The organism is Aeromonas sp. SrichE-2G (assembly GCF_017939565.1).
In the GTDB taxonomy this organism is placed as follows: domain Bacteria; phylum Pseudomonadota; class Gammaproteobacteria; order Enterobacterales; family Aeromonadaceae; genus Aeromonas; species Aeromonas taiwanensis.
Genome location: NZ_JAGKRG010000049.1, coordinates 162830 through 179113 on the forward strand (window position 1 = coordinate 162830; position 16284 = coordinate 179113).

Sequence of the window (16284 nt, forward strand, 5' to 3'; positions counted from 1 at the left end):
GAAGGTTGCGCTAAGTGTGGGTCATCAGCCGTCAGATGCAACGGGCAGCGGCAGGGCCGGCAAGAATTGATCGTCCCGCTGATGGGTGCGATAGCGCACGGAATATTTCTCGACGAAATCGGCGAACATCTTAACACGCAGCGGAGTGAACTGGGGCTGGCAATGGAGCATGTAGAAGGGGCGCCTCCCGGATTGCCAGTCCGCCAGCACAGGGACCAGCTGCTGGTCCTGCAGGAAGGGGTGGACGTAGTGCAGCGGGGCATTGACGATGCCGAGGTGACGGCGGGCCGCCCGCACTGCGGCCTGGGTCTGGTCGATGCAAAGGCGTGGCGTGCGCTTGATGCAGACCGTCTGCTCGTCCCGGCCGCTCAGCTGCCAGTACTGGTGAGGCCAGCAGTAGATGAGTGCGTGATCTTCCAGCTGGGCAGGGTGGGACGGCACACCCATCTTCTCGAGATAGAGGGGGGAGGCGAAGAGGCCGTATTCGATGTGCCCGAGGCAGATCGCGTTGGGCAGGGTCTGGGAGAGCTCGCCGTTGAAGAACACCAGATCCCTGTCCTGATCCGCATGGGGGGCATGGTCATTGGTCTGGCGGATGTCGAACTGCACCCCGGGATAGCGCAGGCCGAAGTCCGCCAGCATGTCGACCAGGATGGTGTTGGAGAGGGCGATGGGGGCGGCGAGGCGGATGAGGCCGCTGATGTCGGTCTCCTCGCCCCGGATCTCGCCGGTCGCCTGCTCGATTTCGGCCAGCGGGGTGCACAGGCGTTCGTAATAGCGCAGCCCCTCGTCGGTGAGGCGCAGCTTGCGGGTGGATCTGTGCAGCAGGCTGCATCCGAGCTGTTCTTCCAGTTGGGAGATCCGGCGACTGATGGTGCCGGTCGGCATGCCCAGGGCGGCGGCGGCGTGGGAGAAACCGCCCTCTTGCACCACCTTGACGAACAGATAGAACTCTTCGATGTACTTCATAAGCGGTTTAGGGGGTGTGCTGGCTGTAACAGGCCAGAGACCTTATGAAGTGTCGCCAGGCTTGGCAAGCGCAATCCGGCGTTTAATTGATCTGGATTAGATTCGACTCCCGCTGGTATTGATGCAGCAAATGGACAAAATCGGCCGGGGGCCTGTCCAGGCTGTTGTCCGGCACCAGCAGATCGTAGCCGAGGAGATCCCGAAGCCGGGTCATCCGGTTGCCGAGCATGGCGATCACCCCCTCGTAGTGGTGGCCCGACGGGGAGCGAAAGCGGCTCTCTTCCAGCAGGCCTTCTCCCAGCAGGCCGCCCCCACAGCCGCCGGTGGGGCAATCGGGCCGCTCGCTGTTCATGGCCTGCAACAGCACGGCGCGCTGCTCGGTCAGCAGGCGCACGGCGAGCCTGGGTGTGATCAGCGTCAAAAAATCATCGTAATCTTTTATCTTCAAACCTATGTAGGGCAGGTCCACGAGATCCCACCCGGAATGGATGCGTGGTTGGTCAATTCGCTGAATATTTCTCCACTTCAGTATCCAGCCACCGTACTTGTGGTGGTATTGCAGACAATCCTGACACAAAGAGAGACTAAAATGAGGCTCACCCAGCTTCAATGCTCCGACAAGAATTGTCATCAGTCCCGCCAGGAGGAGGGAAATCGCGGGCATTAGTAGTTGTTCACTGAGAAAAAAAAGTATAAAAATCATAGCAATGGTTATCACCATGCCCAACAATACCAGTGTGAGTCCATTTCTCCTGACCATGGGTCTCACATGCAGCGTTTTCATATGATTTCGGCCCTTTTTTTACATGTTTGTTACCAGATTATGGGCCGAAACGGATTTTGTACCAGCGGGATCGCGTCCGAGCGGCGTGGTGATGGCTGGTCCGGCCATGAGTTTTTCAGCATGAATCATCACTCAACATGAATACGCTAGACGAACGCCAGCTCACCGTGATGGATGTACTCCATACGCCCGTCTGGGTCTATGACATCCAGCGCCATCATATTTACTGGGCCAACGGCTCGGCGCTGGGGCTGTGGGAGGCGAGTTCGCTGGCCGAGCTGCAGTCCCGGGATTTCTCCTCCGACATGGCCGCCGCCATCGATCTGCTGCTGCAACGCTATCTCGGCGATTTCCAACAGAATCGCAGCTACAACGAGTGGTGGACCCTCTCCCCAAAGGGCGTCAAGAAACAGGTCTACCTGCGTCTTTCCGGCATCCAGCTTGCCGGGCGTCAGATGATGATGGCGGAAGCGGTCATCGATGCGGACACCCTCTATCAGGAGTCCTCTCTCGCCACCGGCGACACCCTGGCCTGCCTGTTTGACAACCTGGGCGTGCTCGAGAGCGGCAACCACCACTTCGACATGTGTTTCGGGGATGGTATCGGCAGCCTGGACCAGGTCTTCTCCGGGGCGGACGATGCCTTCTATCACCGCCTCTCCCGCCTGGATGAAGTGGTGGCCGAGGGGGAGTGCCGGACCCTCAAGGGGATGCGCTGGTTCCAGTACCAGTTTCGCCACATCCAGCAGGGCGCCCGGATCCTGCTGACCATGCGGGACATCACGGACCGCAAGCTCGAGGAGCTGGAACACCGCCACCTGGCCTGGCACGACTCCCTCACCGGACTGCTCAACCGCTACGGACTGATGAAGTCCCTCGAGGCCTATTGCGGCCTGGGGGGACGCTTCGCCCTGGTCTTCATGGATCTGGACAACTTCAAGCTGGTCAATGACAACTATGGCCACAAGGCCGGGGATCGTCTGCTGGAACGGGTCGCCGGCCGCCTAAAGCAGATCTGCCCCCGGGACGTGGAACTGGCACGTCTCGGGGGAGATGAATTCACGGCCCTGGTGCCTCTCAATCAGGCAAGCGAGCGGGCCCAGGAGGTGGCGGACCTCATGCTCTCCCAGATGAGCAAGCCGCTGCAGTTGAGCGGCGTGCCCGAGGTCACCATAGGTGGCAGCATCGGCATCGCCATCTATCCGGACGATGCCGATGACGGGGACAACCTGATCACGCGCGCCGACATGGCCATGTACCAGGCCAAGCAGATGGGGCGCCTGCGCTGGCAGCGCTTCACCCCCAGCATGCAGCAGAGCCTGCACCGCAAGCTGACCCTGAAGCAGTTTTTGGCCAAGGCCGTCGGCCGGGGGGAGCTGAACCTGTGTTATCAACCTCAGGTGGATGCGGTTCAGGGCCGGGTCATCGGCTTCGAGGCCCTGGTGCGCTGGTACAACCCCGTGCTCGGACATGTGTCGCCGGCGGAGTTCATCCCCCTGGCGGAGGAGATGGGGCTCATCCGTGAGATCGGCGGCTGGGTGCTCTCCACCGCGCTGGCCCAGATGGGGGAGTGGCAGCGCCAATGGCAGGTGCGGGTGCCGGTGTCGGTCAATTTGTCGGGCTTCCAGCTCTCCTCCGACCTGCCCGAGCTGGTGGCCCGGCAGCTCGAGGAGTTCGCCGTGGAGGCAGAACTGCTGACCCTGGAGCTGACCGAGACGGTGCTGATGCTGGACATGAAGGGGAGCATCGAGATCCTCGATGCCCTGAGCGAGCAGGGGATCAAGATCGCCATCGACGACTTTGGTACCGGTTACTCTTCCCTGGCCTATCTCAACCGGCTGCCCATCGACACCATCAAGCTGGATCGCTCCTTCGTGGTCGGCCTCAACCTGCCGGTGATCCGGGCCACGGTGGCCATGGCGACGAGCCTGGGGCTTGGGATCCTGGCGGAAGGGGTGGAGGACGAGCACGAACTGGCGGCGCTCCAGGCCCAGGGGTGTCACGTCTTCCAGGGGTTCCTGTTCAGCCAGCCCATGACCCCTGACGCGGTGGCGGCGGCGGGGTTCGGCGTCCAGTGTCGACTGGGGCATTATCCCCTCGCAAGCCGTTGAGATCCTTGCCGATAAATGTGCGGCATGTCCCATTTATGAAGCGGGACATGCCAAATTAAACATAATTAATCGAATATTTGTCTCGAATCATGGGATTCGTTGGACGTTATCGCTAGTATGCGCGCTCATTCCTTGGTAACGGAGTATCACCATAATGAGTCAAGCCGCAGTGAACGAGCGTCCGGCCAATGCCGGTGGCTGGTTGAACCGCTTTCTGAACGGGGTCGAGAAGGCGGGCAACAAGCTGCCGGATCCCGCCATGTTGTTCCTTTATGCCCTGCTGATCGTCTGGGTCGGCTCCTGGATAGGCTCCCAGTTCACCTTCGATCTGGTCAATCCCCGTACCGGGGAGGCCGTGGTCGTCAACAACCTGCTGACCGGGGCGGGCCTGGCCGAATTCCTCTCCAGCATGGTCACCACCTTCACCGGTTTTGCCCCCCTTGGCATCGTGCTGGTCGCCATGCTGGGTGTCGGGGTGGCCGAACAGTCCGGCTTCATCAACACCGGGCTCAAGAAATTGCTAAAGGTCACGCCGGCGCGCTTCCTGACCCCCATGCTGATCCTGGTGGCCATCGTCAGCCATACCGCAGCCGATGCGGGCTACGTGCTGGTGATCCCCATCGGTGGCATCATCTTCCACGCGGCGGGTCGTCATCCGCTGGCGGGGATTGCCGCCGCCTTTGCCGGCGTCTCCGGCGGCTTTGCGGCGAACTTCCTGCCCTCCGGTGGCGACGCCCTGCTGCAGGGCTTCACCCAGTCCGCCGCCCAGTTGCTTGACCCCGACTACATGGTCAATACCCTGTGCAACATCATCTTCACCGGCGCCTCCTCGCTGCTGATCATCTGTGTGGGCTGGTTCGTCACCGAGAGAATTGTCGAGCCGCGCCTCAAACAGGTGCCCCTCAACGAGGATCTGGAGAGTGCCGACGAGATGGGGCGCTACAGCGAACGAGAGAGCCGTGCCTTCAACTGGGCCGGGTTTGCCATGCTGGCGGCCGTGGTGCTGCTGGGGCTGGCCCTGTCTCCGGGTGACTCGCCGCTGCGGGCACCGGATGGTTCCCTGACCACCTTCGCCGCCCCGGTGATGAAGTCCATCGTGCCCCTCATCTTCCTGCTTTTCATCCTGCCCGGCATCGTATACGGCTTCGTGGCTGGCAGCTTCAAGAGCGGCAAGGACGTGATTGACGCCATGTCGGCCACCATGAACAAGATGGGCTCCTACATGGTGATGGCCTTCTTCTGCGCCCTCTTCATCAAGGCGTTTGGCGACTCCAACCTGGGAACCCTGCTGGCGCTATCAGGCGCCGAGGTGCTGCACGCCCTGGCGCTGCCGGGGGAGGTGACCATCGTCGGGATGATCCTGCTCACCGCCACCGTCAACCTGGTGGTGGGGTCGGCCTCCGCCAAGTGGGCCCTCATCAGCCCGATTCTGGTGCCCATGTTGATGGCGGTCGGTATCTCGCCTGAGCTGACCCAGGCTGCGTATCGCGTGGGCGACTCCGCCTCCAACATCATCACCCCGCTGATGGTCTTCTTCCCCCTGGTGGTGGTCTATTGCCAGCAGTATGTGAAGAGCACCGGCATTGGCACCCTGGTCTCCATGATGCTGCCCTATTCCCTGGCCTTCCTGGTGAGCTGGACCATCTTCCTGCTGGTCTACTGGGGGCTGGGCTTCCCGCTCGGGTTGCAGGCACCCTATGTGTATCCGGCCCCCTGAGGGCGGCGAGGGGCCTTGGGCCCCTCGATTTTTTTGGGTACAGTGTGGCCTCCATTGTGGAGGTACCATGAACCCGACCATCGATCTCATCCTATCCCATCGTTCCATTCGCCAGTTCACTTCGCAGCCCATCACCGCGGAGCAGCTCGATCAGATCCTGAGCGCCGCCCAGAGCGCCGCGAGTTCCAGCTTCCTGCAGGCCAACAGCATCATCCGGGTCACCGACAAGAGGCTGCGCACCACCCTGGCCGAGCTGGCCGGCCACCAGGCCTACGTGGCCGAGGCGGCGGAGTTTCTGCTGTTTTGTGCCGACTACCAGCGCCACAGCCAGATCGTCCCCGAGGCCCAGACCGGGTTTGTGGAGCAGCTCCTCATCGGCGCCATCGACGGTGCCCTGATGGCCCAGAATGCACTGCTGGCCGCCCAGTCTCTGGGGCTGGGGGGGGTCTACATCGGTGGCATTCGCAACAATCCGGCCGCGGTGAGCGAACTGCTGGGGCTGCCCCAACAGGTGATACCGCTGTTTGGCCTTTGCCTCGGCCACCCGGCCCAGCAGCCGGAGCAGAAGCCGCGCCTGCCCCGGGCGCTGGTGGTGCATGAGAACCGCTATCCGGCGGCCCTGGATCGCGCCCTGCTGGCCCGGTATGACCAGCAGATCCACGACTACTATCAGGGGCGCAGCAGCAACAACAAGCAGCAGACCTGGAGCGGGCAGATCAGGGCCATCCTCGGCAAGGAGGCCAGGCCTTTCATGCTGGGGTTCCTGCAGTCGAAGGGTTTTTGCCTCAAGTAATAGGGACGGCGGGCGATATGGAACAGGGTGCCGCAGGTTTCGCCCCCTGCTCGCGTTCTTGTGAGGCAGGGCGGGATCAGGGCGCTATCCTATGGAGCTAAGCTGTTGTAGGATCACGCAATTGGATTGGGAATGGAGTGTGAAAACCCTATGATTTTAACCATGATATTGCTGTCAATTGGCGCACTCCTGTTTCTGGTCATCGCCTACAACGTGGTGCAGCAATACAAACAGAAGGCCGAGGCGGACAAGCGCCAGGCCATCGCCCGCCACAAGGCCGTGGCCGACGAGACCGAAGAGGTGCTGCTGAACGTCAACCTGGTGCCCTTCTCCAAGAACATGGTGCTGCTGATGCAACATCGCATTCTGGATGCCTATCGCGCCATCGCCCTGGTCATGCCGAACGCGCAGATCAAGCAGCGCATCGCCGACGTCCAGACCCAGATCAAGAATGTGCAGGAGAACTACAGCAGTCAGGACGAGGGCCACTTCAAGACGCCGGAGTCCGACCGCCAGGCCATCCAGATGCTGCAGCTGGCCAAGAAGATGCGGGCCGTGCTGCGGGTCGAGCACAACAAGGGCAAGATAGACCCCCAGGGGTTTGCTCAGGAGGATCGCCGCCTCGAGCTGATGCAGCTCAAGATCAACATCGCCAACCTGCTCAAGCGGGCCATGGATGCCCAGATCCAGGGGCAGTACGGCACCTGCCGCCAGCTCTACACCAAGGGGCTCGGCGCCCTGGCCAACGTCTCCGACAAGGATCCCTACCTGCTGGCGCGGGAAGAGGACATGCGTCAGGGGATGCGGCAGCTGGAAGAGCATCTGCAGCAGCACAGCGAGAAGGAGCTGCAAAACCTCAAGGACAAAGAGGCCGACGAACTCGACGTCCTGTTCCAACCGAAGAAGAAATGGTGACCATGTCTCATCCACTGGATTCCACGCTGGGGCCCATGGCCCCATTCGTTTGCCAACTGCTCACTGAAATGCACACCGTCATGGGGGCATCAGACTCCCCCGTGGTGGACCATCTCTGCTACCGGGCCGCCACCCTGCCGGAATATCTGGAGTTGAAAGAGACGCTGGCGGCGCACGGGGTATTGCTGGTGGAGGGGATGATAGGGGGGCGCCCCATCGCTACCTATCGTCTGCATCGGCCTGTCTGCTGGGAGCAGGTCACCGTGCCCTGCATCGAGCTGGCCGCCCCTAAGGCGGGACGCAGCCATCAGGCCGGTCTCGAGCATATCGAGCTGGTGGTACCGTCGCTCCAGGCCCTGGTGGCCGCCCATCCCGATGTGGCGTTCAAGACGGCCAATATGGATGACGGGCGCAACCCTGACGTGGGCCTGATGCTGCCCTCCGGGCAGATCAAGTTTCACTTGCGCCCGCTATCTGAGGTGATCGACGAAGAGCTGTGTACCGGTGCCGTGGTGCCCGTACCGGCGGATTACTACGACGGCCTGTGAGTCGACGGCCCGCCTGCGCCGGGCTGGGTGAGGACAGGGGGCTGCGCCGCCGCGCGCCCCTTCAACTGCCCCAGCCAGAGGCTCAAGCCCGCGGTCACGCACAGTACCAGCTCGATGCCGAGCACCAGCCCGCCCAAGCCCCCCCGCTCCCAGAAGGGATGCAGATATAAACCACCCAGACTGGCTCCCAGATAGTACCCCACCAGATAGAGCGATGAGGCGAGTGCCCGGTTGTGCTCCACGTGCTGGCCGACCCAGGCGCTGGCACAGGCGTGGGCGAGGAAGAAGCCGAAGCTCGATATCAGCAGCCCCCCGATGATGGCGACCAGGGTGCCTTGCAACAGGGCTAGGCTGCCGAGCGCCATCAGGGTGATCCCCGCCAGCAACATGCGTTGCGGGCCCCAGCGATGGGCGCCGCGCCCGCTCAGGGAGGAGGCGAGGGTGCCGGTGAGGTAGGTCAGAAACAGCATACCGAGCCACTGGGTTGGCAGGGAGAAGGGGGCCTTGGCCAGCAGGAAGGTGAGGTAGCTGTACTGGTTCAGAAAGACCATGAAGTTGAGCCCGCCGATGAGGTAGGCCCCTGCCAGCAGCGGGTTACCGAGGTGGCTCTGGATGGCGCGGCGCAGCTGTCCGGGGGCGGCTTCCACGGCCACGAAGCGGGTCTGGGCCGGCAGCAGCCAGATGACCAGGGGGAGCAGGGCGAGGCTGATGAGGCCGATGCCGAGGAAGGTGTGCTGCCAGTCACCGAATCCGCCGGCCAGCAGACCGCCGACCACCCGGCCTGCGATGCCCCCCAGGGAGTTGGCGGCGATGTAGACCCCGACCGCAGAGAGCAGGGCTCGCTTGCTGAACTCTTCCCCCATGTAGGCGATAGCTGTGGCAGGCAGCCCCGCCAGCAGCATCCCCTGCAGGATGCGCAGGCTCACCAGCAGATCGAACCGGGTCACCCAGGGGATGCACAGGGAGAGCAGGATGGCGGCGCTCAGGGTCCATAGCATGATCCGCCGCCGCCCGAACCTGTCCGCCAGGCGGGCGCAGATGAGCAAGGAGACAGCGAGCCCGGCGGTGCAGCCGGCCAGGGTCCAGCTGGCGGACAAGGAGCTGACGGAGAACACCTCTGCCAGGAGGGGCAGCAGGGGGTGAGTCTGGTAGAGATTGAGAAATACCAGGAAGGATCCCAGGCTGAGGGCCAGGGTGGCGCGTATCCATTCGCGACTGCCTACTTCGATCATGTGGAGTTGTCCCGACGACTTTTGTGCAGAGTAGTGCGCCGTTTCCTATAAATATAATATATTTAAGTTATTGTTCTGATAAATGAAGTTGATATGGATCTGAAACAGCTTGGTTATCTGCTGGCGGTACGCGATGCCGGCTCCTTCACCCGGGCGGCACAGGCGCTGCACGTGGCCCAGCCAGCTGTCAGCATGGCCATCGCCAAGCTGGAACAGCAGCTCGATCTGCGCCTGTTCGACCGGCAGGACCGCAGCGTGCGCCTCACGCCGGAGGGGGAGCTGCTTTGCCGCCACGCCGAGCGGCTGCTGCGCCAGATGCACCAGGCAGAGGCAGAGATGGCCGAGCTCAAGGGGCTGGAGCGGGGGGAGGTGCGCATCGGCATCCCCTACATGATGGGATCCTACTATTTTCCCCCTATCCTGATGGCTTTCAAGCACCGCTATCCCGGTTTGAAGATCAGGGTAGAGGAGGCGGGGACCCGGGAGCTGCTCAGCCGCATGGTGGACGGCAGCCTGGATCTCGCCATCCTCATCACCAGCGATCTGCCGCCGGCCCTCGAGGGGGCCCAGCTCCTGCGCGAGGAGATGCTGATGGTGGTCGGGGAGGAGCATCCGCTGCGGGAGGCGGGGGCCGTCTCGTTGCCGCAGTTCTTCAGCCAGGAGCTCGCCATGTTCCGGCGAGGGTTCTACCACAGGGAGCACATGGAGGTGCTGGCACAGGGGATTGGGCTAGAACCCAACATCGCCTTCGAGAGCAACCTCATTCCGCTGCTCAAGGCAGTGGTGCGCCAGGGGTTTGCCGTGACCACCTTCCTGCGCATGGCGCTGGAAGAGGAGCCGGCGCTCACCGGCATCCCCTTCGCTCCGCCCATCTTTCTCGATCTCTGCGTGGCCTGGCGGCGGGGGGATCCCCTCTCCATGGCGAACCGGGCGCTGCGCGACTTCCTGCTGTCACAGGCTGCACCGGGAGCAGACCCCGGCCTCGGGTGACGACGCCAACAAAAACGCCTCCCAAGGGAGGCGTTTTTCATGTCGAGTTCGAAGGCGGCATCACTTCTTGAGCAGGTGGTCCAGCTTGTTGGCCTTGGTAGAGAGATAGAACTCGTTGTGGGGGTTGCGCCCTTCCTGCAGGGGCACGCGCTCCGCCACCGGAATGCCAAAGGATTCCATCGCCTTCATCTTGCGCGGGTTGTTGGTCATCAGACGCAGGGACTTGACCTCGAGCGCCTTGAGCATGTCGGCACAGATGGTGTAATCGCGCATGTCGGCGGCAAAACCGAGCGCCACGTTGGCCTCGACGGTATCAGCCCCCTGATCCTGCAGATGATAGGCCCGGATCTTGTTGAGCAGACCGATGCCTCGCCCTTCCTGACGTACATAGAGCAGGACGCCACGGCCTGCCTTGGCGATGTTCTCCAGGGCGGCCTGCAGCTGGAAGCCGCAGTCGCAGCGCAGGCTGAACAGGGCATCCCCGGTCAGGCACTCGGAATGGATGCGGCCCAGTACGGGCTCACCGTCAGCGATGTCGCCCATCACCAGCGCGGCATGGTCCTTGCCGGTGCCGGTTTCCTGAAAACCAACCAGCGTGAAAGTGCCCCAGGGGGTCGGCAACTTGGATTTGGCCACGAGGGTAACGCTGCTCATATGGTTGCTCCTGACTACAGCTGCTTGAAAAAGGGCGGCTAGTGTAGCGCGCCTTGTGCATAACAACCATAAGAACAAAACCTTGCGTGCGCAGGGGGTTAGCGGATTGGTCAGAATTGGCGCAATCGCGACGACTTTTGCGCAATTGTGTGCCCCGACAACTGCCAGCGCCGGTGCATTCGGGTATAATCGGCGCCCATTACCCCATCCCGACCAGGGATGCGTAACCAGTCAAGATGCCGAGTACGCAGGAGAACGAATATGCCTCACATGGCCCCCGTTATGACGATTGATGGCCCGAGTGGCGCAGGAAAAGGCACGCTGTGCCAGCTGTTGGCTGCGAAACTGGGTTGGCACCTGCTCGATTCCGGGGCCATCTATCGGGTACTGGCCCTGGCGGCCCTGCATCACGATGTGGAGCTCGATGCCGAAGCGGCGCTGGTCCCCCTGGCTGCCAATCTGGACGTGCAGTTCCAGGTGGAGGGTGATCTGGTCAAGGTGGTGCTGGAAGGGGAGGACGTTTCCCGCACCATCCGCACCGAAGAGGTCGGCAATGCCGCGAGCAAGATCGCCGCCTTCCCGCGCGTGCGCGAAGCCCTGTTGCGCCGCCAGCGTGCATTCCGCCAAGCCCCTGGTCTCATTGCCGACGGTCGCGACATGGGCACCGTGGTTTTCCCCGAGGCCAACGTGAAGATTTTCCTCGATGCAAGTGCCGAGGAGCGGGCCCAGCGCCGCTATAAGCAGTTGCAAGATAAGGGCTTTGATGTTAACTTTGAGCGTCTTTTAACCGAGATTCGGGAGCGGGACGATCGCGATAGAAATCGCGCCGTCGCCCCCCTGAAACCCGCGGAAGATGCTCTTGTGGTAGACTCAACGTCTATGACCATAGATGAAGTGCTGGTGACGGTACTTGCCTATGCAGAGCAACAACTTGGTGACATCGGCGCAAGCTGATGCCAGTCGTCTGCACCATGGATGGCGCAGATAATTTAAAACAACCCCGCTTGTGCAGGATTGCAGGTGGATGTTTCATTTGTGACATAAACAATGATCGAATCTTTTGCTCAACTCTTTGAAGAGTCCCTGAACGCCGTTGAAACCCGTCAAGGTTCCATCGTCAAGGGCACTGTCGTTGCTATCGAGAACGGTTTCGTACTGGTTGATGCCGGTCTGAAATCCGAGTCTGCTATCCCGGCTGAAGAATTCAAGAACGCCATGGGCGAGCTGGAAATCAACGTAGGTGACTCCGTTGACGTGGCTCTGGACTCTATCGAAGATGGTTTCGGCGAAACCAAGCTGTCCCGCGAAAAAGCCAAGCGCCACGAAGCCTGGCTGCAGCTTGAAAAAGCTTACGAAGAGCAAGCTACCGTTATCGGTATCATCAACGGCAAGGTCAAGGGTGGCTTCACCGTTGAACTGAACGGCATCCGTGCCTTCCTGCCGGGTTCCCTGGTTGACGTGCGTCCTATCCGTGACACCGCTCACCTGGAAAACAAAGAACTCGAGTTCAAAGTCATCAAGCTGGACCAGAAGCGCAACAACGTTGTTGTTTCCCGTCGTGCCGTGATCGAAACCGAGAACACCTCCGAGCGCGAAAGCCTGCTGGCCAACCTGCAAGAAGGTCAAGAAGTTAAGGGTATCGTCAAGAACCTGACCGACTACGGTGCATTCGTAGATCTGGGCGGCGTTGACGGCCTGCTGCACATCACCGACATGGCGTGGAAGCGCGTTAAGCATCCTTCCGAAATCGTCAACGTTGGCGACGAGATCGCAGTCAAGGTTCTGAAGTTCGACCGCGAGCGTACCCGTGTATCCCTGGGTCTGAAGCAGCTGGGCGAAGATCCCTGGGTTGCTATCGCCAAGCGTTACCCGGAGACCACCCGTCTGTCTGGCCGCGTGACCAACCTGACCGACTACGGCTGCTTCGTTGAAATCGAAGAAGGCGTTGAAGGCTTGGTACACGTATCCGAGATGGATTGGACCAACAAGAACATCCACCCGTCCAAGGTTGTTAACGTTGGCGACGTGGTTGATGTGATGGTTCTGGACATCGACGAAGAGCGTCGTCGTATCTCCCTGGGTCTGAAGCAGTGCAAGTCCAACCCGTGGCAGCTGTTTGCCGAAACTCACGCCAAGGGCGACCGTGTTTCCGGCAAGATCAAGTCCATCACTGACTTCGGTATCTTCATCGGTCTGGACGGCGGCATCGACGGCCTGGTTCACCTGTCTGACATCTCCTGGAACAACCAGGGTGAAGAAGCAGTGCGTGAATTCAAGAAGGGCGACGAGATCGAAGCCGTTGTTCTGCAAGTGGACCCGGAGCGTGAGCGCATCTCCCTGGGCGTCAAGCAGATCGAAGAAGACCCGTTCAACAAGTACCTGTCTGACAACAAGAAAGGTGCTATCGTGAAGGGTAAGGTTACCGAGGTTGATGCCAAGGGTGCCGTGATCGAACTGGCTGACGGCGTAGAAGGCTACCTGCGTGCCTCCGACGCTGCTCGTGACCGCGTAGAAGACGCCACTCTGGTGCTGTCTGTTGGTGACGAAGTTGAAGCTAAATTCATGGGCGTTGATCGCAAGAACCGCACCGTAAGCCTGTCTGTCCGCGCTAAGGACGAGGCTGACGAGCGTGTTGCTATCGACAACCTGAACCAACAAGAAGAAGTTGTGTTCAGCAATGCCATGGCCGAAGCGTTCAAAGCCGCCAAGGGTGAGTAATCCTTGATGCAAGAAAAGGGCGGCATTGCGCCGCCCTTTTTTATCCTGGCAAATGTTTATTGCATGTGATCGGGGAAGGAGATTTAACCTTATGACCAAATCAGATCTCATCGAACAACTGGCAGCCAGCCGCATGCATATGCCGGCCAAGGATGTCGAAGCCGCCATCAAGGAGATCCTTGAGCAGATGGCATCGACCTTGCAAAACGGCGACCGGATTGAAATCCGAGGATTTGGAAGTTTTTCACTGCACTATCGTGCGCCCCGTGTGGGTCGCAACCCCAAGACAGGGGACAAGGTTGAACTGACCGGGAAATATGTCCCGCACTTCAAGCCTGGCAAAGAGTTGCGCGAGCGCGTGAACATCGTCGAATAATGCAGAAAATGGCATACCAGGGTATGCCTTTTTTATTTTTACCGTCTTTAACCTGCGCATTGTCGGGTTTCTCGCAGTCTTTTCCCATTCGCTCTAGAGTCTGCCGATGATTTTAAGGATAATCAGTTTCTCATTAGCTACAGACAGGGAGCTCCCATGAAGCGTATCTTGGCCCTCATCCCATTGGTGCTGGTGTTTGTTCTGACGCTGGCCATAGGTTCGCAAAACGGTCAGCTGGTACAGTTCAATTATCTGATCGCCCAGGGGGAGTTCTCGCTCTCCATGTTGCTGGGATTCTTCTTCGCCGGTGGTTTCCTGCTGGGCTGGCTGGTATTCGGCCTGCTCTTCCTGCGTCTCAAACTGCAAAACCGCACTCTGAATCGAACCATGCGTCGTCAATCTCGCGAGTTGGAGCTTGCCCGGTCGACAACCAAGGAATAATGTCCCTCGATGCTTGAACTGCTTTTCCTGCTGTTGCCCATTGCCGCCGGTTATGGCTGGTATATGGGACGCAGGAGTGTTCGCCAGGACACCCAGCAACAGAGTAACAAGTTTTCCCGCCAGTACGTGGCGGGTCTCAACTATTTGCTGTCCGATGAATCCGACAAGGCGGTGGATCTCTTCATCCAGCTGCTGGAGGTGGACAGCGAAACCATCGAAACCCATCTCTCCCTCGGCAACCTGTTCCGTCAGCGGGGCGAAGTCGATCGTGCCATCAAGATCCACCAGAACCTGGTCGCCCGCCAGCTGACCCGGGAGCAGCGCCAGCTCGCCCTGCAGGAGCTGGCTCGCGATTTTCTGGCTGCAGGGCTCCTGGATCGGGCCGAAGCGCTCTGGAAAGAGCTTTGCGAGGACAGTGACTTCGAGGAGACGGCTCTGGCCCAGCTGCTCGTCATCCATCAGAAGTTGCGTGACTGGGACAGGGCCATCGAGGTAGCCAGTCGCCTGCAGAAGTTCCAGGGCAAGAAACTGGCCGAACCCATCTCCCATTTTTATTGCGAACAGGCGGAAAACGCCCTGCGCGACGGCGACAAGGTAACGGGCATCGCCAAACTCAAGCGTGCGCTCGGCGCTTATCCGGCTTGCGCACGGGCGAGCCTGCGACTGGCCGATCTCTCGATGGAGGAGGGCAAGTTCGAGGAGGCCAGCAAGGAGCTGCTGCGGGTGTTCGAACAGGACATCGATTTTGCCTCCGAAGCTATCCCCAAGCTGCTCGACTGTTATCGCGAGCTCGGCCGCAGCGAGGCGCTGATCCCACTGCTGGAAAAGGCGGTGGAGGATCACGCCGGAGTCAGCGTGACGCTGGCACTGGCCAACCTGGTCGAGGCACGCGACGGCCTGAGCCAGGCCCGCGCTCTGGTGCTGCGCCAACTGCGCCGCCACCCCTCCATGAAAGGCTTCTATCAGCTGGTCGGCTTCCAGCTGGCAAGCGCCGAAGAGGGGCCGGCCAAGGAGAGCCTCGAGCTGCTGCAGCAGCTGGTCGGCGAGCAGATCAAGATCAAGTCGACCCACAAGTGCCGTCAGTGCGGCTTTGCGACCCATTCGCTGTTCTGGCAGTGTCCTTCCTGCCGGCAGTGGGGCTCCATCAAACCTATTCGTGGGTTGGATGGGGAATAAGCGACTAGAGAGTGGATGCCAACCCCTGGCGGGGTGCCCGGTGCGAACCCGGGCGACCAAGGACACCCAAGTAATTCAGATGCCAGCGTGCACCCGGTCTGCGGTCCGGCTGCCCCTGGATGTGGCATAACAACCCATAGGAAGTGACATGCAAGACCCCAAAGTACTGGTTGCGCTGGATTATCAGCACGAAGCCGACGCCTTCGCCTTCATCGAACAGATCTCCCCGGCCCAGTGCCGCCTCAAGGTAGGCAAGGAGATGTTTACCCTGTTTGGCCCCCAGTTCGTCCGCCAGCTGGTGGCAAAGGGGTTCGACGTCTTCCTGGATCTGAAATTCCACGACATCCCCAACACGGTGGCCAAGGCGGTGGCGGCAAGCGCTGAACTTGGCGTCTGGATGGTGAATGTCCACGCCAGCGGCGGCGAGCGGATGATGCGTGCCGCCAAGGAGGCGCTGCTGCCATACGGCGACAAGGCCCCCCTGCTTATCGGGGTGACGGTGCTGACCAGCATGGAGCAGTCCGACATGGCGCCTCTGGGGCTGGATGTGACCCCGGCCGAGCAGGTGATCCGTCTGGCTACCCTCGCCAAGGCGGCGGGACTGGATGGCGTGGTCTGCTCCGCCGAGGAGGCTCGCGAGCTGAAGGCTCTGCTCGGGGCCGAGTTCAAGCTGGTGACCCCGGGCATTCGTCCAAGCGGATCCGCCGCCGGAGATCAGCGCCGCGTCATGACACCGCTGGCAGCGGTGGAGGCGGGGGCCGACTACCTGGTCATCGGGCGCCCCATTACCCAGTCAGGGGAGCCTGCTGCCGTGCTGGGGGCGATCAACGCCGAGCTGAACCGCTAACGGACTGAGCCTC

At 61.0% G+C, this 16284-nt stretch carries 16 protein-coding genes; 12 read left to right on the forward strand and 4 right to left on the reverse strand.

Annotated elements, in window-relative coordinates; translation table 11 throughout:
* Positions 1-24: 24 nt before the first annotated feature.
* On the reverse strand, positions 25-969 hold the full coding sequence (locus J9885_RS15690; RefSeq protein WP_043759984.1) for a LysR family transcriptional regulator: 945 nt from the start codon (positions 967-969) through the stop codon (positions 25-27).
* A gap of 82 nt (positions 970-1051) precedes the next feature.
* Positions 1052-1753 carry a DUF2982 domain-containing protein gene (locus J9885_RS15695; RefSeq protein ID WP_043759987.1) on the reverse strand — a complete coding sequence of 234 codons (702 nt, stop codon included), beginning with the start codon at positions 1751-1753 and terminating at the stop codon, positions 1052-1054.
* Between the two features lie 170 nt (positions 1754-1923).
* On the opposite strand from J9885_RS15695, the gene J9885_RS15700 reads away from it, so the two are divergent.
* The 5 genes from J9885_RS15700 to J9885_RS15720 all read left to right on the forward strand — a co-directional run bounded on the left by J9885_RS15700 (position 1924) and on the right by J9885_RS15720 (position 7837).
* Positions 1924-3864 (forward strand): EAL domain-containing protein, encoded by a 1941-nt coding sequence (locus tag J9885_RS15700; RefSeq protein WP_210550079.1) that lies wholly within the window; start codon positions 1924-1926, stop codon positions 3862-3864.
* 154 nt (positions 3865-4018) lie between these two features.
* A complete protein-coding gene (locus tag J9885_RS15705; protein ID WP_043759988.1) occupies positions 4019-5581 on the forward strand; it encodes an AbgT family transporter in 1563 nt (520 codons plus the stop codon).
* Between the two features lie 67 nt (positions 5582-5648).
* The gene (gene nfsA / locus J9885_RS15710; protein ID WP_210549994.1) at positions 5649-6374 is read left to right on the forward strand and encodes an oxygen-insensitive NADPH nitroreductase; all 726 of its coding nucleotides are present in this window, start codon (positions 5649-5651) and stop codon (positions 6372-6374) included.
* Positions 6375-6524: 150 nt separating this feature from the next.
* On the forward strand, positions 6525-7289 hold the full coding sequence (locus J9885_RS15715) for a DNA repair protein (protein ID WP_210549995.1): 765 nt from the start codon (positions 6525-6527) through the stop codon (positions 7287-7289).
* Positions 7283-7837 carry a VOC family protein gene (locus tag J9885_RS15720; RefSeq protein ID WP_043759994.1) on the forward strand — a complete coding sequence of 185 codons (555 nt, stop codon included), beginning with the start codon at positions 7283-7285 and terminating at the stop codon, positions 7835-7837. Before J9885_RS15715 ends, J9885_RS15720 begins: the two co-directional genes overlap by 7 nt.
* Here J9885_RS15720 and J9885_RS15725 read toward each other — a convergent pair.
* Complete coding sequence (locus J9885_RS15725) at positions 7822-9069, reverse strand: MFS transporter (protein ID WP_210549996.1); 1248 nt, start codon at positions 9067-9069, stop codon at positions 7822-7824. The genes J9885_RS15720 and J9885_RS15725 overlap by 16 nt on opposite strands.
* Before the next feature lie 93 nt (positions 9070-9162).
* On the opposite strand from J9885_RS15725, the gene J9885_RS15730 reads away from it, so the two are divergent.
* A complete protein-coding gene (locus J9885_RS15730; RefSeq protein ID WP_210549997.1) occupies positions 9163-10059 on the forward strand; it encodes a LysR family transcriptional regulator in 897 nt (298 codons plus the stop codon).
* Between the two features lie 60 nt (positions 10060-10119).
* Here J9885_RS15730 and ribA read toward each other — a convergent pair whose 3' ends face one another.
* Complete coding sequence (ribA, locus tag J9885_RS15735; protein WP_210549998.1) at positions 10120-10713, reverse strand: GTP cyclohydrolase II; 594 nt, start codon at positions 10711-10713, stop codon at positions 10120-10122.
* A gap of 261 nt (positions 10714-10974) precedes the next feature.
* On the opposite strand from ribA, the gene cmk reads away from it, so the two are divergent.
* From cmk to pyrF, 6 genes are all read left to right on the forward strand, one after another.
* Positions 10975-11667 (forward strand): (d)CMP kinase, encoded by a 693-nt coding sequence (gene cmk / locus J9885_RS15740; protein WP_043760001.1) that lies wholly within the window; start codon positions 10975-10977, stop codon positions 11665-11667.
* A gap of 93 nt (positions 11668-11760) precedes the next feature.
* Positions 11761-13431: a 30S ribosomal protein S1 gene (gene rpsA / locus J9885_RS15745; protein WP_005299919.1), complete on the forward strand. Its 1671-nt coding sequence runs from the start codon at positions 11761-11763 to the stop codon at positions 13429-13431.
* Between the two features lie 91 nt (positions 13432-13522).
* The gene (gene ihfB / locus J9885_RS15750) at positions 13523-13807 is read left to right on the forward strand and encodes an integration host factor subunit beta (protein ID WP_005337145.1); all 285 of its coding nucleotides are present in this window, start codon (positions 13523-13525) and stop codon (positions 13805-13807) included.
* 156 nt (positions 13808-13963) lie between these two features.
* Positions 13964-14248: a lipopolysaccharide assembly protein LapA domain-containing protein gene (locus tag J9885_RS15755; protein ID WP_010675000.1), complete on the forward strand. Its 285-nt coding sequence runs from the start codon at positions 13964-13966 to the stop codon at positions 14246-14248.
* Between the two features lie 9 nt (positions 14249-14257).
* Positions 14258-15424, forward strand: coding sequence for a lipopolysaccharide assembly protein LapB (gene lapB, locus J9885_RS15760; RefSeq protein WP_210549999.1), 1167 nt, complete (start codon positions 14258-14260; stop codon positions 15422-15424).
* 148 nt (positions 15425-15572) lie between these two features.
* A complete protein-coding gene (gene pyrF / locus J9885_RS15765) occupies positions 15573-16271 on the forward strand; it encodes an orotidine-5'-phosphate decarboxylase (RefSeq protein WP_043760018.1) in 699 nt (232 codons plus the stop codon).
* Positions 16272-16284: the final 13 nt, after the last annotated feature.